This window comes from Geodermatophilus sp. URMC 60 (genome assembly GCF_053502585.1).
This window is the reverse complement of sequence record NZ_CP199958.1, coordinates 4335286-4354900: the sequence shown is the minus strand read 5'-3', so window position 1 is coordinate 4354900 and position 19615 is coordinate 4335286. Positions and strand designations below refer to the sequence as shown.

General features: G+C 72.8%; 16 protein-coding genes and 1 pseudogene. 12 read left to right on the top strand and 5 right to left on the bottom strand.

Annotation, left to right across the window (positions count from 1 at the left end):
- Positions 1-196: 196 nt before the first annotated feature.
- Positions 197-469: a hypothetical protein gene (locus ACWIX3_RS20495; RefSeq protein WP_448609196.1), complete on the bottom strand. Its 273-nt coding sequence runs from the start codon at positions 467-469 to the stop codon at positions 197-199.
- Positions 470-508: 39 nt separating this feature from the next.
- On the opposite strand from ACWIX3_RS20495, the gene ACWIX3_RS20490 reads away from it, so the two are divergent.
- Genes ACWIX3_RS20490 through ACWIX3_RS20475 form a run of 4 tightly spaced genes read left to right on the top strand, consistent with a single transcriptional unit; the run spans position 509 to position 6885 of the window.
- Positions 509-1489, top strand: coding sequence for an LCP family protein (locus ACWIX3_RS20490; protein ID WP_448609195.1), 981 nt, complete (start codon positions 509-511; stop codon positions 1487-1489).
- The gene (locus ACWIX3_RS20485; RefSeq protein WP_448609194.1) at positions 1486-1953 is read left to right on the top strand and encodes a toll/interleukin-1 receptor domain-containing protein; all 468 of its coding nucleotides are present in this window, start codon (positions 1486-1488) and stop codon (positions 1951-1953) included. The genes ACWIX3_RS20490 and ACWIX3_RS20485 overlap by 4 nt, the downstream gene beginning before the upstream one ends.
- A complete protein-coding gene (locus ACWIX3_RS20480) occupies positions 1950-5897 on the top strand; it encodes an nSTAND1 domain-containing NTPase (protein ID WP_448609193.1) in 3948 nt (1315 codons plus the stop codon). The genes ACWIX3_RS20485 and ACWIX3_RS20480 overlap by 4 nt, the downstream gene beginning before the upstream one ends.
- A 37-nt stretch (positions 5898-5934) precedes the next feature.
- Positions 5935-6885 carry an alpha/beta hydrolase gene (locus ACWIX3_RS20475; RefSeq protein ID WP_448609192.1) on the top strand — a complete coding sequence of 317 codons (951 nt, stop codon included), beginning with the start codon at positions 5935-5937 and terminating at the stop codon, positions 6883-6885.
- Between the two features lie 497 nt (positions 6886-7382).
- On the opposite strand, the gene ACWIX3_RS20470 is transcribed toward ACWIX3_RS20475, so the two are convergent.
- The 3 genes and pseudogenes from ACWIX3_RS20470 to fxsT form a co-directional block, all read right to left on the bottom strand.
- On the bottom strand, positions 7383-7586 hold the full coding sequence (locus ACWIX3_RS20470; protein WP_448609191.1) for a hypothetical protein: 204 nt from the start codon (positions 7584-7586) through the stop codon (positions 7383-7385).
- A complete protein-coding gene (locus ACWIX3_RS20465; protein WP_448612490.1) occupies positions 7558-7932 on the bottom strand; it encodes a hypothetical protein in 375 nt (124 codons plus the stop codon). Before ACWIX3_RS20465 ends, ACWIX3_RS20470 begins: the two co-directional genes overlap by 29 nt.
- A 127-nt stretch (positions 7933-8059) precedes the next feature.
- Positions 8060-9772 (bottom strand): annotated as a pseudogene (gene fxsT, locus ACWIX3_RS20460) (FxSxx-COOH system tetratricopeptide repeat protein); the annotation flags it as partial.
- Between the two features lie 1306 nt (positions 9773-11078).
- Between fxsT and ACWIX3_RS20455 the strand changes: the two are divergent.
- From ACWIX3_RS20455 to ACWIX3_RS20420, 8 genes are all read left to right on the top strand, one after another.
- Complete coding sequence (locus ACWIX3_RS20455; protein ID WP_448609190.1) at positions 11079-11360, top strand: helix-turn-helix domain-containing protein; 282 nt, start codon at positions 11079-11081, stop codon at positions 11358-11360.
- Between the two features lie 97 nt (positions 11361-11457).
- The gene (locus ACWIX3_RS20450) at positions 11458-12372 is read left to right on the top strand and encodes a hypothetical protein (RefSeq protein ID WP_448609189.1); all 915 of its coding nucleotides are present in this window, start codon (positions 11458-11460) and stop codon (positions 12370-12372) included.
- 23 nt (positions 12373-12395) lie between these two features.
- Entirely contained in the window at positions 12396-12893 is a 498-nt protein-coding gene (locus ACWIX3_RS20445; RefSeq protein WP_448609188.1) for a hypothetical protein, read from the top strand.
- A 34-nt stretch (positions 12894-12927) separates the two neighbouring features.
- A complete protein-coding gene (locus tag ACWIX3_RS20440) occupies positions 12928-14250 on the top strand; it encodes a hypothetical protein (protein ID WP_448609187.1) in 1323 nt (440 codons plus the stop codon).
- Between the two features lie 6 nt (positions 14251-14256).
- Complete coding sequence (locus tag ACWIX3_RS20435; protein WP_448609186.1) at positions 14257-14757, top strand: hypothetical protein; 501 nt, start codon at positions 14257-14259, stop codon at positions 14755-14757.
- Complete coding sequence (locus tag ACWIX3_RS20430) at positions 14754-16187, top strand: hypothetical protein (RefSeq protein WP_448609185.1); 1434 nt, start codon at positions 14754-14756, stop codon at positions 16185-16187. Before ACWIX3_RS20435 ends, ACWIX3_RS20430 begins: the two co-directional genes overlap by 4 nt.
- The gene (locus tag ACWIX3_RS20425; RefSeq protein WP_448609184.1) at positions 16187-17335 is read left to right on the top strand and encodes a hypothetical protein; all 1149 of its coding nucleotides are present in this window, start codon (positions 16187-16189) and stop codon (positions 17333-17335) included. Before ACWIX3_RS20430 ends, ACWIX3_RS20425 begins: the two co-directional genes overlap by 1 nt.
- A 43-nt stretch (positions 17336-17378) precedes the next feature.
- Entirely contained in the window at positions 17379-18620 is a 1242-nt protein-coding gene (locus ACWIX3_RS20420; protein WP_448609183.1) for a M15 family metallopeptidase, read from the top strand.
- Between the two features lie 434 nt (positions 18621-19054).
- Here ACWIX3_RS20420 and ACWIX3_RS20415 read toward each other — a convergent pair whose 3' ends face one another.
- Entirely contained in the window at positions 19055-19291 is a 237-nt protein-coding gene (locus tag ACWIX3_RS20415; protein WP_448612489.1) for a tyrosine-type recombinase/integrase, read from the bottom strand.
- Positions 19292-19615: the final 324 nt, after the last annotated feature.

Genomic DNA, 19615 nt, shown 5'->3' with positions numbered 1-19615 from the left:
ACGCCGCGGTGACGCCCCGGTGGCACCGTGGGACGGGGCCTGGCGCCCCCGACCGCGGCGTCGGGTCGGTTCGGGGCCGCGAGCAGGTCCGGAGGTGGTCGGTGGCGGCAGCGTGGCGGTGCAGGAGCGCGGCCCTCGCCCTGGCGACGCTGGCTGCCCTCACGCCCGCGTGCGCCGACCGGCCGACGAGCGGCGATCAAACGACCGGCTCGCTGTCGCCGAGCACCACGGTCCCGAGCACCACGGTCCCGAGCACCCCGGCCCCGACCACCCCGGCCCCGACCACCCCGGCCCCGACCACCCCGGCCCGGACCACCACCACGGCCCCGACCACCCCGGCCCGGACCACCACCACGGCCCCGACCACCCCGGCCCCGACCACCCCGGCCCGGACCACCCCGGCCCGGACCACCACCACGGCCCCGACCACCACGGCCGACGGGACGCAGACGACTGGGTCGACGTTCACGCCACCGACGCCGACTGACCTCTCCGGACCGTGACCGCCGTGGCTCGCCCGTCCGCCGCGCTGGCCCTCGCCGCAGCCCTGCTGCTCGGCGGGACCTGGACCGTGCTCACCCGCGGGGACAACCTGCTCTTTGAGGCGGCACTGCGGGACGCAGACGTCGCCGTCCCCGCGCTGGATGCGGAACCCGTGGCGGGCCCCATCATGTATCTGCTCGTGGGCAGCGACCGTCGCGACCCCGTCGACCCCGATTGGGACGTCGAAGGGGAGCGGGCCGACAGCGTCGTGCTCTGGGCGATCCCCCGCACCGGGCGCGTGGCCGGCCTATCGCTGCCCCGGGACCTGCGGGTGTCGGTCCCTGGGCACGGGGACGGCAAGCTCGGTGGCGCGCTGGAGTACGGGCCAGACGCCCTCATCTCGGCCGTCCGCTCGCTCACAGGGCTGCCGGTGCACCACTACGTGGAGGTCGGCTTCGACGCCGTGACCGCGATGGTGGACGTTCTGGGCGGCGTCCCGTTGACCGTGACGCATGCCGTGCGGGACCAGCGGACGGGGCTGGCCCTGCGGCCCGGCACCCAGGAGTTGGACGGTGCGGCCGCCCTCGCCTACCTGCGCTCCCGCAGCCTAGAGGAGCTCACCCCCGCCGGCTGGACCCCCGAAACCTCTGGCGACCTGGGGCGGATCGCCCGTCAGCAGCGGTTGCTCACTGCCCTCGCCGCCGCGCTGCCCGACCGCTGTCCGTCCTGGGACTGCCTCCGCGGGCTGGTCCGCGCGCGGGGCTCGCTCACCGTGGATGCGAGGCTCGAGGGCTCGGACCTCGAGCGGCTCGCCCTTGCGTTTGCAGCGCCCGGAGGACCGGAGCTGGCCACGCTGCCGACCCTGCGTGAGCCGCCGACGGACGCCGTGTCGCCCTTCCCGCCCGGCCATCTCGGCACTGTCGGGTACCGGGTCCCCGACCAGCCGGCGGCCGGCACCGCACTCAGGCGGCTGACGGCGACGGGAGTGCCGGAGGACGGCCCGTGAGCGCGCCAGGCGCAGGCCCGGCGCCGGGGCTCACCCACGATGTGTTCGTCAGCTACCGCCGGCACCCGCCGGACCGGCCCTGGGTGAGGGGGCGGTTCGTCCCTGCCCTCCGCGCCGCGGGAGTGCGCGTCTTCCTCGACGACGACGAGTTCCGGCTGGGCGAGCCGCTGATCATCGCCATGACCCGCGCGGTGGAGGTCAGCCGGTACACGGTCGCGGTGCTCACCCCTCAATACCTGACGAGCACGTTCACCGACCTCGAGTCACTCATGGCCGAGCACCTCGGACTCGAGAACGCCGAGGTGCGCCTCATCGGCGTGATGCGCGAGGCGGTCACACCCCGGCTGAGCATGCGGCTTCGGCTGTGGCTGGACCTCACCGACGACGCGGCCTTCGACGACGGCGTCGCCCGGTTGAGCCGGGAACTGCGCCGTCCGTGGTCCGACCCGGCGGCCGGCCCGTGACCGCCGGCAGTCCGGCCGCCGGGCCGGCGGCCGCGGATCGGGACCGCCGGGAGATCTTCCTGTCCTACGTTGCCGAGGACCGGGATTGGGCCGAGGGCTTCCTGTTGCCCGGGCTGCGCCAGGCCAGCGTCCGCGTCGGCATCGAGTCGGAGTTCCGCCTCGGTCGCCCCCTCAGCGAGCAGTTCGCCGAGGCGGTCGAGAGGTCCGAGCGCGTCGTCCTGGTGATCTCCCCCGCGTTCCTGGCCGACGACAGCGCGCTGCGGCTGCGGCTGCTGGCGCAGCACTACGGGCTGGAGCACTCGACCTGGCCGGTGTTGCCGATCCTGCTGCACCCGGTGGACAAGCTGCCGTTGTCGCTCGCCATGCTGACCACCCTCGACGCCACCCACGAGGCGGATTGGGAGGTCTGCCTGGCCCGCTTGCTGGCCGACCTGCACCGGGAGGTGGCGGCCGAGGTCGCGCCGCCGGGATGCCCCTACCCGGGCATGGTGCCGTACACCAGCGAGCAGAGCCGCCAGTTCCACGGCCGCGCTGCGGAGATCGAGGAGGTCGTCGAGCGGGTGCGCCTGCACCCGGTGCTCGCCGTCGTCGGCCCGTCGGGGTGTGGCAAGTCCTCGCTGCTGCAGGCGGGTGTCGTTCCGCGGCTGGCCGCAGGCGGCGCCCGCATCATCACCGTGCGCCCCGGGGACCGGCCGCACGACACCTTGCTCACGGCGCTCGCGTCCGCCGAGCGGCCGGGCCCCGAGGAAGCGACGGTGCTCGTCGTCGACCAGCTCGAGGAGCTGTTCACGCACGCCGCCCCGGGCGCCGGTGGCCAGGTGATCGACTTCTGCCGGAAGCTGCGCTCGCTGTGCGAGTCGGGGCGGGTGCGCTGCCTGTTGGCCATCCGCGCGGACTTCTACCCGCAGCTCATGACCTCGCCACTCTGGGCGACCGTGCGCGACCACCGGCTGGAGGTGCTGCCCCTCACCGGTGACCGGCTGCGGGAGGCGATCGCCGCGCCCGCGGCGGAGGTCGGCGTCCACATCGAGGCGGCGCTGGTGCAGACGATCGTCCACGACGCCGGCGGGCAGCCGGGCAGCCTGCCGCTGATCCAGGAGACCCTCGTCCTGCTCTGGGGCCGCCTGCGGCGCCGCTACCTGCCGATCAGCGCCTACGACGCGTTGGTGCTGCCGAGCAGCTCCTACGGGGAGCCGCCGCGCACCGGTCTGCAGGTGGCGCTGGCCCGGCGCGCGGACGCGGCGATGGCGGCGCTAGCCACCGACGAGGAGCGGCTGCTCGCCCGGCGGGTCTTCCTGCGGCTCGTGCAGCTGATGGACGGCCGCGGCGACGTGCGCCGTCAGCAGCGCCGCCGGGACCTGGAGAGCCCGGACAGCAGCGCAGAGACGTTCGACCGGGTGCTGCAGCACCTCATCGACGCCCGCCTGGTCACCTGCAGCACCGACGAACGGACCAGCGATCCGGGGGAGGCGCTCATCGACCTCGCCCACGAAGCGATCATCACCGGCTGGCCGGCGCTGCGCGGGTGGATCGCGGACCTCCGGGCGGCCGAGCGCACCCGACGCCACCTCGAGGACGCCGCGGCCTCCTGGGTGCGGCTGGGCCGGGGGGCCGGCGGGTTGATGGACGACGTCGAGCTGGGCCAGGCGCGGGCCTGGCTCGACGGTCCCGACGCCGACGAGCTCGGGGCGAGCCGGGACCTCCTGGACCTCGTGACCGCGAGCGACGCGGCGCTGGCCACGGCCCGTGCCCGCAAGGCCCGGCTTGACCGGTTGTTCCGGCTGCTCACCGTCGCCCTGGCCGCGCTGCTGGCGGCTGTCGTGGTGGTCGCCGTCGTCGCGGTGCAGCAACGCAACGAGGCCCGAGACGGACGGGTCCTCGCCCGGTCCGGCGAGCTGGCCCTGGCCGCCGCCGCGCTGCTCCCGGAGCAGGTGGACCGGGCGCTGCTGCTGTCCCAGGAGGGGCTGCGGCTGCGCTCGACGCCGCGGACCGTCGGCGGGGCCCTTGCCGCGCTCGCCGCGAACCCCCGGGTGCTGCGCGTGCTGCACGCACCCGTGCCGCAGTACGCGGTGGCAGTCGTCGGCGAGAGACAGGCCGCGGTGACCGGCGGCCTGGACGGCGTGGTGCGGTCCTGGAACCTCGACGGCGGCGCGCCGGGGGAGCTGGGCCGGCTGGGCGGGGAGATCCGCAGCATCGCGGTGCGGCCGGACGGGGGCGCCGTCGTCGCCACGTCCAGCACCGGCGAGATCGGGCAGTGGACGTTGCCCGGCGGCGAGCCCGTGCCGTTCCTCTCGGGGCCGCAGGCCGGTCCGGAGCACGTCGGCTCGGTCCGAACGGCGGCTTACAGTCCGGATGGGACGCTGCTCGCAACGGGCGGTCAGGACGGTCAGGTCATCCTGCGCGACGCGCGGACCGGTCAGGGCCAGCGGTTGCTGACCGGTTACGCCGACTGGGTCAACACGGTGGCCTTCACCCCGGACGGCGCGACCCTGCTGGCGGGCGGCGGGCGCACCGGAGGTGATCCCGACGACCGGCGCATCCTTGCGTGGGACGTCGCCACCGGCGCATTGCGGGCTGAGCTGCTCGGGCACACCGGCGCTGTCCGGGCCCTCGCGGTCGGCCCCGACGGCGCGCTGCTCGCCTCCGCGGGCGAGGAGGGGGCAGTCCGGATCTGGTCGCTGGCCTCGGGGCAGCTGGTTCACGAGCTGCCCGGCCACGAGGAGCGGGCCTTCGACGTGGCGTTCTCCCCGGACGGCGACAGGCTGGCCTCAGCCAGCCGGGACCACACCGTTCGGCTGTGGGATCCGGCCACCGGACAGGCGGTCGGCGACCCGCTGCGAGGCCACGGCGACTACGTCCGCGGCCTCGGGTTCCTGGCCAACGACCAGATGCTGTCCGTCGGCGGCACCCGGCTCTTCCTGTGGGACACCGGCAACGCCGGGCGCAGCCGGCTGGCCACCTCCCTGCCGGAGCAGTCGGCACCGAGCCGGGCTGTTGCCGTCGACCGCTCCGGGGAGCGGGTAGCCACGGGTGAGGACTCCGGCCGGATCGTGCTGCGGACGGCGGACGGAATTCCCACCGGGATCGAGCTGGACGCCGTGGATCCGGTGAGCAGTCTGGCGTTTGGTCCGGGCTCGATGCTCGTCTCGGCCACCTACAGCGGGCGGGTGCGGGTCTGGGACGCAGCCGACGGCCGGGCCCGCACCGATGAGCTCGGCCTCGGTGAGGGCTCGGTCGTCGTCGAGGTCTCCCCGGACGGGCGATACGTCGTCACTGGTGGGGACGGCGGCCTGGTCCGGGCCTGGGACCCCGTCCTGCGGGAGGTCAGCACCCTGGGCCGACACGACAATTGGGTCCGCGACCTCGTCTTCCGGCCGTCGGACGGCGCGCTGATCTCGGCCGGAGCGGACGGGCGGGCGCGCCTCTGGCCGGACTTCCCCGCCCCGGAGTCGCTCACCCTGACCGAGCGGACCAGCCGAATGGAGACCGCGGCCGTCAGCCCCGACGGCGAGACGGTCGCGATCGGCAACGCCGAGGGAGAGGTCGTGCTCTGGGACCTGGCGGAGACCGACGCGCGCCGGGCGGACCGGCCGGCGCTTGCCGGGCACGAGGGCACGGTCACCGGGATCGCCTATCTCGAGCCGGCGGGCCGGCTGGCGACCGCGGACGAGACCGGCACGCTGCGGCTTTGGGAGGCCGACGTGCGCCTGGATCCTCTCGGGGAGCTCGGCCGCTTGGACCGGGTTGGCGGCGTCGTCGCCCTTCCCTCCGGTGCCGCGGTCTTCAGCGCCGGGGACGGCGGCGTCATCCGCTGGACGCTCGACCTCGGGGAATGGCGGGACCTGGCGTGCGCTGTCGCCGGCCGGGAGCTCAGCGACGCCGAGGCTGACCGATACGGGTTGTCCCGCCCACCCCAGACCTGCGCCGGGACGCCCGGTGGCTGACCGCAGGGCTGCGCGGCGGGTGTGCGCAGCCCTCGCGGTGACCGGTCTCCTCCTGAGCTGCGGGGGGAGCCTGTCCCGCCCGGACGGTGCTGGCCCGGCGGCCGCGGCTTCCCCCGCAGCCCCACCACTGGAGCAGGACGCCCATGCCAGCGGCGCGGTCCTCGACGTCCACCGGCCGGACGGATCCCGCGCTACGACGCCGACCCCGGTCGTCGTCCTGCTGCACGGCTGCTGCGGGGACCGGGCGGACCTCACCAAGCTGGCCGAGGCGCTCGCGCGGGCCGGCGCACTCGTCTTCAACGCCGACTGGGCCGGCATCGACGCGGATGCCCGCTTCCCCGATGCCTACGAGGAGGCGGCATGCGCCGTTCGCTTCGCCCGCGAACGAGCCAGTGGCCTCGGCGGGGACCCGCACCGGGTGATCCTCGCGGGGTGGTCGGACGGCGCATTGGTGGCCACCGTCCTGGCCGTCGCCGGGGATACGTTCGACCCGGCCCGATGCCGGTATCACGCGGCATCGGCGGTCCCGGATGCCGTCGTCGGTATCGCCGGCTTCTACGGCTGGCCCGTCCCGGTGCCCGATGCGTACGTCACCCCAAGGGCGGAGCGGTTCTTCGGCGGGCCGCCGGACGCGTTACCTCAGTCGTGGACATGGGCGACGCCCTATGCCTGGCTCGACGGCGTCCCGACGCTGCCGGCTGTGCTGCTCGCCGGCATCGAGGACCCGCTGGTCGACGACGCCCGGCGCTACGCCGACGAGCTCACCCGCCATGGTCGACCGGTGCGGCTCGTCGAGGTCCCAGCCGCGGGTGACCAAACGCTCATCTCACCGCGAACCCGGGAAGGCCGCATCGTCGTCGCAGAGGTCCTGGCCGCCGCCGGACCGCCGCGCCTGGGTAACCCGGCCGATCCGTCAATCGTCGGGACCAGTCCCGCCGATCCGAACGAAACTTCCGGCAGTATCCGCGAGGCGGTCCCGCACGGCTGACGGCCGGGCGGAGCCCTTCGCGCGTTAGCCCATTCCGGTCCGGAGGGTCGGTTGATAACCCGCATCGGCCGTCGCTGCAGAGGGCAACTTGGGCCGTCGTTGACAGACGCCAGGAGACCAGCGGGGAAGTTGTACAGCAACCGGTACAGCGAAGCGGTCCGAACAGGGCTGTCGGGCAAGGCTGTACAGGGCCGAGCGATGTCACACCCCGCAGCTTTGTGGGGAGGGTGGACAGCACAATCGCGAACGACAGTGAGCTCTCCGAGTCTGACTGGGGGTCTTCGGGCGTGTCTCGACCGCTCCAGGCCCGGCAGTCGAGACCTCTCCTGCCCACGTCCCGCTCCTAGCAGCATGTGATGGTGAGGCTGCGGCGATGCAGGGCCTCCGCGGTTGGTGGCCAGTCGGTTGCGGCGGACCACGAGCACCCTCGCCGAGCTGGACCGGACACAGCAGGTCGGAAGGAAGCTCCGGGTCAGGAGCGGGGGCGGCAGGCGTAGTCACCGGGACCTCGGCTGGCCCCGGGCGAGGAGGGCGAGGCCGCCTACGACGACCACGATGGGCACCCACGACGGCAGCCCGAAGGGTCCGAGCAGTAGGCCCACGACGGAGAGCACGAGCTGGAAGCCGAGGAAGAGGCCCAGCGCCACCAGGACCCAGAAGATGACAGGCTGCTCAACCTGCAGTCGGCGCAGGTGGTTCATGGCGTCTCCTCGGTCGTGTCATCGGGCGCGGGTCGACGACGCAGCCTGTCCGTGGACGGCCGGCTTGAGCCACCGGTCGGGTTGTGGAGGCCGAGCGCCCGGCGGCAGCGCTGCAGGGTGTCCTCGCCCAAGGCGCGGGCCGGCTCGGCCTCGCCCAGATGGACCGAGGCATGGGGCAGGGCCGCGGATGCCCACAGCGTGATGAGGTGGTCGAAGCCGAGCACCCGGCGGCAGCGCTCAAGGGTCTCCTGACCCAGGCGCGGGCCAATTCGGCATCGCCTAACTCGCGCAGGGCGCGGGTCACGGCGGCCGCCGCCCACAGGGTGGTCGGGTGATCCGGGCCCATCACCCGCCGGCAGCGGCGCAGGGTGTCCTGGCTCAGGGCGCGGGCCGGTTCCGCCTCGCCAGCTGGGCCAGGACAAGGGTGAGGGCGCTCGCGGCGGTGAGGGTGTCGGGATGGTCGGGGCGAGGGTCGACCGCCAGCGGTGGAGCAGCGGTTCTAGGACGGCTCGGCTGCCGCGGCTGTCTCCTTTGGCGTACAGAAACCGGGCGGTGTCCAGGACCAAATGTCGACCGGTGGAGGAGTGATCCCCGATCGGGGCGGTGGCCAGCACGTGCGGAGCGAGCCGGGCATAAGTCGTCCAGCTGGCCGGGTCCTCCGGGTCGCCGGGGTATGCGGCGGCCAGCAGCGCCACCACCTGCTGACGGATGGTGTGCTCCCGGTCAGCGGGCAGCTGGTGGCGGATGACCGCCTGCACCAGCCGGTGCAGCAGGAAGCCGTCAGGGGAGCGGCGAGCCAGCGTGTAGCCGACCAGCGCGCCGACGGTGTCGGTGAGGGCGTCGGGATCGGCGGCGGTGGCCCGCAGTGGCTCATCGAGCAGGTCGGCGCCGTTACCGACCAGGGCCAGCGGAATGGGTTCGGGGGCGAGGAAGGCGGCCAGCTCCAGCAGCTGCACCCCGGCCGGGTCCGCCCTGCGCAGCCGCTCCAGGGACAGCGCCCAGGTTGTGTCCAGGCGGCCGTGGTAGCCGACGACGTCGCCGCGGGCCAGCAGCGCCGTCCGGCGGGTGCGGAAGCGGCGCAGGTAGCCCGCTGGGGGTAGGTCGGTCTGCTCCAGATACCCGGCGGCCTGGGCGGCGGCCAGCGGGAGGTCTCCCAGTTCGGCAGCGAGCTTGTCGGCCAGCTCTTCGCTCAAGCCTGGGATTCGCCCTTGGAGCAGGGCCACGGTCACGCCCCCGGCGAGCACGTCGACCTCCAGCTGGCCGTCGAGGGCGCCCCAGCCTGGGTTGCGCGAGGTGATCAGCACGTGCCCGGCACCGCCGGGCGGTAGCCGGCGATGTCGGCCGGGCCGTTCCGCGTTGTCGTAGATCAGCAGCCAGCGGTCCCGGCCGCGCAGCTCGGCGAGCAGTCGCTCCACCGTGACGGTCACCGTCGCCCCGGCTGGCAGCCCCAACCCGTCAGCAAGCCCAGCCAATTGCTCGGGGATGAGCACCGGCTGTTCGGCGTCGATCCACCACACCAGGTCGTAGTCGGCGGCGAAGCGGTGCGCGTACTCGATCGCCAGTTGGGTCTTGCCCACCCCGCCCAGCCCGTAGAGCGCCTGCACCACCAGTGTGTTCTCGTCGGCCCGCAGCCGTCGGCGCAGCTCGGTGAGCATGCCGTCCCGGCCTACGAAGCGCGGATTGCGCGGCGGCACCTTCCACACCGCGAGCAGCGCGCCGGCGAATCCCGGTTTTTCCGTCGGCGCCGGCGACGGGTGAGGAAACGGTGGCGCGTTCGTCGGTCGGCCACCGGCCAGCCGGGTCCGCAGCCGGGCCGCCGCCGCGGCCTCGTCCAGGCCGGTCAGGTCCAGGTGGATCAGTGACGCGTACAGCGGGGGCAGGGTGACCGGCTCGACCAGCACCGGCACGATCCGTCCTTGCGCCGCCGCGGACCGCGCGAACGCCGCACGCAGCTCCGCCGCGCCGAACCCCGAGGCGAAGTAGGCCTCGGTGCACACCGCCAGCAGCCGAGCCGCCCGCTCCAGGCCAGTCTGCATATGGGCGACGAAGTCCTCGCCCGGCGCCCAGTCCCACACGTCCAGCTCGACGGTGTGCCCGGCCTGCTCGAGCTGCCAGGCCAGCCACTCCGCCCACCCGGTGTCCCGGCCGGCGTGACTGACGAAGAAGTCGGTCCCCCGACCGCTCACGCTCTATCCCTACACCCTCACCTCCCGTAGGCGGTACCTGGCGCTACCCCGACCCCGGGAGTCGCCTCGTTGAGCCGTGCACATGTGTCACCGCGCCGACCGGATGCTCCGGATCGCCTTCGGGACCGCTGATCGCGTGCCGGGTCAGCTCGTCGAGCACCGGCTCGCGGCCGCGGTCGGTCAGCCAGCGAGTGAAGTAGCGGACGGACTGGCTGTAGAGCTCGATCGTCCGCGGCGCCTTCGCGGCGGCCCGCAGGTACCGCCGAACGACGCCAGCAGGTCCTCGAGCCGGATCGCCGTGGCGGCAGTCATCGGGCGAGTCAGCGCGGTGCTAGGCCGCCGGGAGCGCCGGGATCAGCCGTCCTCGCTGCTAGGACGCCTGGCCGGCTCGGCTGCACCCGCATCGGCTCGCCCGGCATCTTCGGGTGCGAGACCCGAAAACGCTGTTCAGAGCAGTGAAACCGCAGGTGGCGCATGAGCGTGGGCGGGTGGGTTATCGGGCGGGTTCTCGCGCCTGAAAACCGCGCAAGGAAGTTGCCGCCCGTGCACCTCGACCACCGCGTGGCCGGTCACCGCGACAAGCAGGTGGACAGTTGATCCGGTGCGGCCTGTCGGCCACCGAGACGCTGGAGCTGTCGTCGTCGACGGAGTCGCCCGTCGGTGAGCTGCACGTCCTCACCAGGGCGGCGCGATCACGGGCATGCAGCCTCCGAGGACCTCGCTCGCCGCGCACCGCCTCGACCGCATCACGACCGGTTGTCCACGGGTGCGGAGGCAGCTGCCGGGTCGGCCGTGGCGCTGTGAGACCCACGACGGCGCCGTGACGATCCGTTGACGCAGCGGTGACGCTGCACCTCGATGCTTCCCGGGGGGGTGGCTGTCCGGCCGTGTGGGCGGACGTCCGCGAGTGCCGTACGAGCACGTCGGCTCGTCCGCCCGCCGCGGCCGGGTGTCGCTCTGCCTCCGCCTCGCGCGTCGTGTCGGCACCACGGGATGGCCCTGCCCTGCACAGGTCGGCCTGAGTCCTCAGGACGTGTGACACGAGGCCGGACCACGTGACGGTTACGGTCGACAAGTCCGTCCGACCGTGTCCAGAAATGGGGTGGCCGGGGTGCGAGCAACCGCTGGGGGAAATGGCGGCCCCGCGCCCCGACTCCGGCCGGATCGCCCGTCCCGCCCTCTGGGAGTGGCGTCGCAAGGGCTAGCCGAGGGCCCCGGTGAAAAGGACCTCCGGAGCGGACTGGTGGTCGAACTCCGGCGGTTGGTCCGTTCCCTCATGTGCATTCGGTCGGATGACGGGGGAGCCGTGCTGCTGGAGTTCGAGGTCGACGGCGTGCGGTGTCAGGTCGTGACCGTGGAGAGACCGCCGGACCCCTCCGGGGTGTCACTGAGCCCGCGGGAGCGGGAGATCGTGCGCATGGTGGCGCAGGGCTGCACGAATCGCATGATCGCGTCCGTCCTCGACATCAGCGAATGGACGGTGGGCACCCATCTCCGCCGGGTGTTCACCAAGTTGGAGGTCAACTCGCGCGCCGCCATGGTCGCCCGTCTCCTCGGCGAAGAAGGACGACGTCACGTGTCCACGTGACGCCTGGGCGCGTGACCCAGAACGTGTGATCCCGGATGAGCCTGCCTTTTCCCTAGTGTTCCCGAATGCCAGGGAATCGCACGATGGGGAGGGCCTCATGAGCGTTTCGCAGGACGGCGAGGTCGGGTTCGAGACGCTCGACCCGGAACTCGTGGGCGAGCCCGAGGACGAGTTCGAGGACGAGTTCCTCGGTGAGCTCCTGCCGGAGAGCACCCTCGGCCAGGGGGAGTTCGAGGACGAGTACGAGTACGAGTACGAGGACGAGGACGAGTACGAGGTCCTCGGCGGGGTGCCTGCGGGCGGCGCGCTCGGCCAGGGCGAGTTCGAGGACGAGCAGTTCCTTCCGCTCGGCGCCTTGGCCGCCCCACTCGCGCAGGCGGCCATCCCCATGGCCGTGGACGCCGCCCGCTCGGTGGCACAGTCAGCCGTGCCCGCGATCGGGCGCATGTTCGGTGGGTTGTTCGGGGGATCCGGCAAGAGGCGTCGTCGCCGCCGGCGCGAGGGTGAGTCCGAGTACGAGCTCGCGTACGAGCTCGCGGCCTCGGTGAAGTCACCCGCCGCGCCCATGGGCCGCAACGAGGCGATGGCCCAGACGATGGCCGCGGCGGCGGCGCGGACACCGTCGGACCACCAGGCGGAGGCGCTGATGGGCGCCGCGACGGTGATGATGATGACCCCGCGCGAGCAGGCCCTGCTGCAGAGCGCGATCCCCGACCTCATCCCCCGGCTGGTGCAGGTCAACGCGGTCCTCACCGACATCGCCCGGCGTCGGAAGGGCACCCGTGCGGCCACGACCGTCGAGCTGTCGGGGATCACCGCGCCGGTCGTGAAGACCCTCGCCCAGCGGGTCGAGGCCGGAGCGCCGGTGTCGGAGAGCACCGTCGACCGTGTCGTCCAGGCGCAGGCCAAGCGTGCCCTGATGAAGCCGGCGGTGGCACGGACCGCTGCCCTGCGCAACCAGCGGGGTGTCCGCCAGTACCTGCAGCAGACGGCGTCACGCCACGGCGCGTGACGCCGGTCAGGGAGGGCCCAGCGATGTCGGTCATCAGCGAGGGGATCCTGCCGGTCGACGGCCGGCGCGCCAACGGCGGACACCTCGGGGCGCCGTCTCCGGCCGCCGAGGTCGGGCTCATGGAGCACCTGGGAGCCCTGGCGGCCCGAACGGGGTCCGAGGCGGAGGCCGAGGCGTTCCTGGGCGCCCTGCCCGCCGTCGCCGCCCGGCTGGCCCCGGCGGTGACCAGCTGGGTTCCCGACCTGGCCAGGAGCGCCGTGGAGGTCGGCCGACAGCTGTGGAAGGACCCCACCACGAGGTCGTACGTCCAGGCGGTACCCGACGTCGTCCGTCGTACCGCCGCCGACGTGGCCGGTCGGTACGCGCGAGGCGCCCCGGTCTCCCTGGACCTCGTCGGCCGCCGGTTCGCCCACCACGCCGCCCGCGCACTGCGCGACCCCGATCGGCGCCGCTTCGTGATCCAGCGGGCCCGGGCGGCGGACCGGGCCTGGACGGCGGACGCACGTCGGCGTTTCCAGTAGGCGGACGGTCGGATCGAGGTAGGGAGCGTGCGCGATGGTCGCGGCAGCCGCACCGGCTCGGCAGGTCGGGCAGGGGCTGGAGCCCCGGCCGTCGCTGCCGCGGTCGGCCGCCGTCCTCGCGCGGTGGACCAGCGCGCAGACACGCAACCTCGACCGTCACGCGCGGGCGCTGCGTCCCTTCACGCGGGAGGAGTTCGGCACCGGCCACGCCGCGCCGACCCAGGGGCACGTGGAGGCTGTCAACGCGCTCATCACCACGTTGCGCGAGCCGCTGCTGGCGCTGAACCGGAGGGTCGCCCGGATCGCCGCGGACGCGCAGGCCGACCCCACCACGGGCCGGCTGCGTCAGCTCGTCACGGCCGGCGAGGTGGCCCACCAGCACGTGCGCGCGGTGGAGCGCGTCTGGGACTTCTACCTGGGCTTCTTCGGTCAGCGGCAGGGGAGGTTCGCCGAGTGGCTCCTGGGCTGTGACCGGATCGCCCTGGACTGTTACCAGGACGCCTTCCTCGGCCTCGGCACCGCGAAGTCGGTGCCCCAACCGGCACCGATGAGCTGCATGGAGGCAGGGTCCACGCCGTCCACCTTCCGGCGGGACATCCGGTTGCGACGGCTGGGTTTCCAGCGCAACCCGTTCCCGCAGATCCAGTTGCCGTACCACCGGCTGGTCAACCCCTGGACCCTGGGCGCAGTCCTCCACGAGGTCAGCCACAACCTGCAGAACGAGCTCGGCCTCGCCCGCGTCGTCCCCGAGACGCTCGAACGCCGGCTGGTGGAGGCCGGGCACCCACCGGGGGTCGCGCGGGTGTGGCGCCGGTGGAACCGGGAAACCTTCGCCGACTTGTGCGGGTTGTTGCTGGGTGGGCCCGCCGTCGTCGCCTCGCTCATGGACATCCTGGCCCGCGCACCGGTCAGCGTGTGGACCTACGACCCGGCGGGCGTCCACCCCACACCGTGGCTGAGGGTGTTCGTCAGCGCCGAGCTGCTGTCCCGGATGGGGTTCGCGGACGAGGCCGAGAGCTTCCGGCGTGCCTGGCGGCGCACGTACGGCAGGCCGGCGGCTCCCTACCCGGATGCGCTGCTGGAGTCGGCCGACGACGCCGTCCGCCTGGTCGTCGACACGATGTGCTTCCAGCCCTACGACACGCTCGGCCACCGGTCACTGGCGCAGGTGGTCCGCTTCTCACCCAAGGAGCAACAGATGATCGAGGAGGCTGCGGGGCGCCTGGCCCGGGGCATCGACCCCGGCATCCTCCCCGAGCGGTTCCTGATCGGGGCGGCCCGTCTGGCCTTCGACCGCCGGCTGGCCTCGCCGGACGTGGTCAGCCGCCACTTCTACCGCGATCTCGCGCGGCGGTGATCCGTGATGACCCTGGCCACCGCGCTTTCCGGGCTGGTGACGACGTGCCAACGGCTCCGGGCTGAGCTGGAGACGCTCGGCCTCACGGTGCGGGAGGACGCGCCCGCCGAGCGGGCGGTGATCGACCGACTGGGAGGTGCCGTCGACGACCTCGTCGGCCGCGCCGAGGAGGCCTGCCGCGTTGCGGTCCACGCCGCGGAGGCCGGCGAGCGACTCGACCTGGTGGACGCCCAGCGACACCTGGTCGCCATGCAGGCCGCACTCACCACGCTGGCCGACCGGTTCTGCGGCGACGTCAACTCCTACGAGGCACTCGACCCGGTGGTCGTCCTCCGCCACCACGGGCACGACTGGGCAGCGTGGGTCGAGGTCGTCCGTGAGGGCATCGGCCGCTGCCGTCCGCGGATCTCCGCGGTGCAGGAGGAGCAGTCCCTGTGCTGGCAGGAGCTCGCCGACCGCGCCTCGATCGGGCCGGTCTACGTACACACGCCGGGGAGGACGGCATGACCGAGTCATCCGGGAACGGGTCGGGCCACGAGGAGCTGGCCCAGGCACTGCGTCAGTTCCTGGCCTACCCGGTACGGACGACGGCCGAGACCCCGGTGCGCGAGCGCGAGCAGCGCCGGCCCGGGGACCTCAAGGAGTCCGTCGAGCAGGCGATCGGCAACGTGCTCGGCTGGCGGCGCCGCCCCGGACGGATCGACGGGGTCCTCTCCGCGCTGGAGCAGGCCTTCGAGCGGTACGAGGAGGACGGCCGCGTGCTCTATCGGCACCGGCCGAACACCGTCACCTTCCACGGCGAGCTCGAGGGTGGGGTCGTGGGCGCGCAGGCCAGCCTCCACGTGCGCGCCGCCGAGGCGTTCAACCGCGTCGCACCCCTGCTCGAGAGGCTGGAGCCACTGACCCAGACCGGGGACCTGGACATCGCGGCCGCTGCCAAGCACGTCATCTCCTCGGAGTTCCGCGAGGTGGTCACCGAGCTGGGCCGCCTCGGTGGACCGAGGGTCGCCCGGGTCGACGAACTTTGGAGCATCCTGCTCGGGTCCGTCCCCCAGACCGACCCCGATGCCGTGGGTGGCCAGCTGGGGCGCCTGCGCGACGTGCTGGGGCTGGTGAGCCGAGACCCGGCCGAACGCGTCAACGACCCGGGCGAGGAACAGCAGCTCACCGACTTCCGGATCATCAGCGACGACCTCGTCTCCCTGCGCGCGAGCTGGGACCGCGACAAGAATGCCTTCGGCGCGACGGCAGGCACGACATTCCTCGGCGTGCAACTGGTCGTCCTGGAGCGGCAGCTGGCCGTGGTGACCGGTTCGGTCAGGGAGCTGCGTACTGCCTTCGAGTCCGTCCTCATCGACGCGGACCAGCGGCGCACACGGCCGGTGAGGACCTCCGACGACGAGCAGATGTTCCTCGAGGACCTCCTCGACTGGATCGAGGACTTCTCCGCCGAGGAGGGGGTGCGTCTCGCCAGGAACGGCGGCCGGCTCGCGATCACCGGAGCCCTCCACTCGACAGCGCGGCGGTTGAGGCGCCTCGTCGAAGGGGTCATCGAGCATGAGCGGCCCAACGGCGGACCGGTGTTCGGGTCGCTCGCCGTCGACGCCGCCATCCAGCCTCTCGAGGAGCACCTGTTCGAGGTGGCTCGGGCCACAGCCGGACCACCGTCCGACGACTTGCATCTGCAGTGGAGCGTCGACGAGTGGGAAGGGACAATCCCGCTGATCAGAGGGATGGATGGTCTGTATCGCACTCCGCCATACAGATTCCCGCCGCGCGTGAAGCAGGTGGAGTTCAAGGTGTACTCCCGCAAGGGTCCAATTCCTTGGTATCCCACTGAGACCAATGTGAACTTCACAGCTGCTGTCGATGATCGACGTCATTGGGTGATGAAGTTCGATCCGCGAGACAAATCGGGCGGGGCGGAGGAGTACTGATGGCGACCGAGGCGCAGTACCAGGCCCTCCTCGACCGGTTCGCGCAACTGCGGCAGGAGGCGATCGATCAGCTGGGGGTCGACCTGCTGGAGACGCCGCGGCTGGCCGACGCCCTGGTGGGGCAGATCGACGACTACGTGCGGCAGGCGGCCGAGGCCGACAGCGCCGCTCCACCCCCGCCGGACAACGGTCTGTCCCAGCTCGTGGGGATCGGTCCCGAGGCGGCGCGGCAGCTCGGCCAGACGCGCATCCCCCAGGGCGTCGAGGGCTACGACGAAACGGTCACGTCCGAGCGCATCGTCGCGATCGGTGACCTCTACTACATCTACCAGCACGAACGGGTCGGGGTCTTCCGTGTGGTGCAGAAGCTGCGGGAGCTGTTCCGCAACGGCGCTGTCCGGTTGTCGTCGGGGCCCGGCGCGTACGGGCTGTACCAGTTCGACCGTCGGGAGGTGCTCCGCGGCACCCGTCGCGAGCGTGCGGCCGCCTACCGCCGGGCGTTCGGCTACGGGGCCCGGGCGCTGACGGGGCAGGTGCGTCCGAACCGGGAGTTCCACCCCCTGTTCACCCTCTTCAACCGGCAGGTCGCCCAGTACTGGCGGGACAAGCGCATCTCCGACGTGCTCCGTGACCGCGCCAACGACCCCACGTTCGGCAGCATCGCGATCGTCCGCCGAGCCGGCCTGGACCTGCGCAACAACCTGAAGTTCGTCTCGTACGGCAACATCAACGTGCTGCGCGTCGAGGTCATGCAGCTGCTCGAGGAGGCCTTCCGCATCCTCAACGCCGACGACGTGAAGCGCGTCTTCGGCGCCGACAACGCCTGGGACGTCATCGAGGAGGTCCTGACACGCTACTTCCAGGAGCCGCTGATGACCTCCCCGCGGCAGCGCATGGCGGTCACCGGCCGGGAGATCCTCCGCTGGCTCGCCCAGCCCCACGTCCTCCAGACCGGCCGGACCGAGTTCGAGGCGCTGCTCCTGCCGATCGCCGAACACGCGGAGGAGTGGCTGACCAGCGCCCAGGCCATCGGCGTCGCCGCCGATCGAGCCGAGGCGCCGGTGGTGCTCCGGTCGGCAGGCGTCCGCCGGGCGCCCCTGTCGGGGCCGCGCCCGGCCGGCCGGCGGCGCGACCTGATCGTCGACTAGCCCTGTCCGCTCCTCACCACGACGACCACCCGAGGAAGAGGCCATGAGCGCACCATCCGCGACCGGGCCGGGGCCCGCCGTCCTCGACTCCGCCGGCGTCCGGCTCAGCGCAGCTCCGGGGCGCCGCGAGTACTGGTGCTCCACGGCCGGCCGCGCGCGTGCCCTGGCACTGCGCCGAGCGCGCTCGCTCGGCCCCGGGTGGGTCGTCGACCACATCGGTGGACCGCGTCCGCACTACGACGTCGTCCGTGTGGTCCGGCAGCCCGACGGCCGGACGACGTACCGACGCGTCGCCGCCCGGTTCACCTACGGCGGACGACGCCCCCAGCGCCTGCCCGGCGGGGACCACGGTGCCGCCCACCGCAGGGGGCTGACCGCTGCCGGTCGCGGACCCGGGCTGCGCCCGGAGTGGGCGCTCGACCCCGCCGGGGCGGATACGGCGTGGGCGGCGGCGGAGTACGAGCGCGAGCACGTGGGCCCCGCGCCCGCACCGTCCCGACAGCTGCAGACTGCCTTGAGGCAGCGACGCTGGCCCCAGGCGATCCAGGCGGCTGTGGCACTGGGGACGGGCGACGTGAACACGCTCACCGACATGATCTTCTTCGAGCGGCACCCGGAGCGGCGCGGCACCCGGATCGCGCGACACGAGACGTCCCTCGCGCAAGAGTGGTTGCGGATCCGGGACGGGATCGTGCGTCCTGCGCTGCGCACTCCACCGCCGGGTGGTGCGCCGGCGGGCCCGCTCGCCGCCCCCCGTGACGACGCGTGGTTGCGCCGGGCCTGGGCGGAGCACCTCGGCGGGAAGGCGGAGCCCGTGATGTCGATCCGGATGTTCGGGCTGCGTCGTCCGACACAGGTGAACCCGGTGACCGTCGCGGCGTGGCAGGCACTGGAGCACGCACTGACGGCGAACGGTTACCGCGCGAGCCGCGCGGAGAACTTCTGCGTGCGGCGGGTCACCGGCGGGAAGGGGTGGTCGCTGCACTCCTACGGCATCGCGACCGACATCGACCCGGAGTGCAACCCCTACCGCAAGACGCCACGCCAGCCCGAGGTGCGGTGGTCAAGAGCGCCGACCCAGGAGAGGCGATGCGCCGAGGTGAGGGCCGAGCGGGCTGACACGTCCTTCACCCCGGCGCAGATCGACGCCGTCGAGGCCATCTCGACGGTCGACGGGCTGCAGGTGATCACCTGGGGCGGTCGCTGGAGGTCGGTCAAGGACGCGATGCACTTCCAGATCAACGTCAGCCCCGAGGAGCTGCGGCGGGGTCTGCTGCCCAACTGACGGCGGCCTCGTGCCCCCCCTTGCCCGCGAGATGCGCCGCGGCCCCGTCCTCAGCAGGAAGCCGAGAGTCCAGAGGTCGCCGTGCCGGTATGAGGACCCGAGCAGCACGAGCCTCACGTTCGCACAATCCGCGCTCCTGGCTTTGGGGGCCGGTGGGCCTGTCGCTTCGAGGGATGCTCGCCGCCCTTACCGGTGCACGCTCGTCACCCAGTCCCGGACGCCGGCGTGCGTCGTGGGCCTGCTCGAGCGCCGTGCATGCTGCGTACCGGGAGCATGTCGTCCGAGCGCGAGCGGCCAGCACATCGGGTCCCGCTCCTGCCCACCGTCGGCGAGTCAATGGTGGGCGAATGTGTGCCGGAAGCGGTGCAGGTGGACGTCGGCGAAGCCGGCCTGCACGGCGCGGATGTTGACCACATCGCGTGCACCGTCGGGGCTCATCGGGCCGTGCTGGCCGAGCAGCAGCTGAGACGAACGGAAGCGGGTATGCAGCGCGCGGACCCGCGGTATCGGTCAACCGCCTGGGCGCTCCTCGCGCCGAACGGCGCCACGCGGGCCCGGGAGCCCTTGGCTGTGACGTAGGTCAGCTTCCGGTCGAGGTCCACGTCGGTCAGCTCCAGTCCGCAGAGCTCCGATACCCGCGCACCTGTGTCGAGCAGCTGCTGCAGCACCACCTCATCGCGATGGCTGAAGAACACGCCGTGGTCGAAGCCCCCGGCCTGAGCGCATCCACCATGCGAGTCTTCAGCGGGGCGGCGATCTCGGCGTCGGTGGGGATCGGCACCGGTCCTCCGGTGGTGCGTGGATCTTGATGTCGTCGGTGGGGGCGACCTCCAGTTCTCCTCCAATGACCAGCCAGCTGCAGAACCGTAAGCCGGGAAGCCTGGTGCCCGCAGTGGAGGGCTCGCACGCGTCTCGGCCAGTCAGGCGGCCATCGCGTGCCAGGTGGGTTCGTCGAGCATGGGCTCACGGCCGCGGTCGGTCAGCCAGCGGCTGGA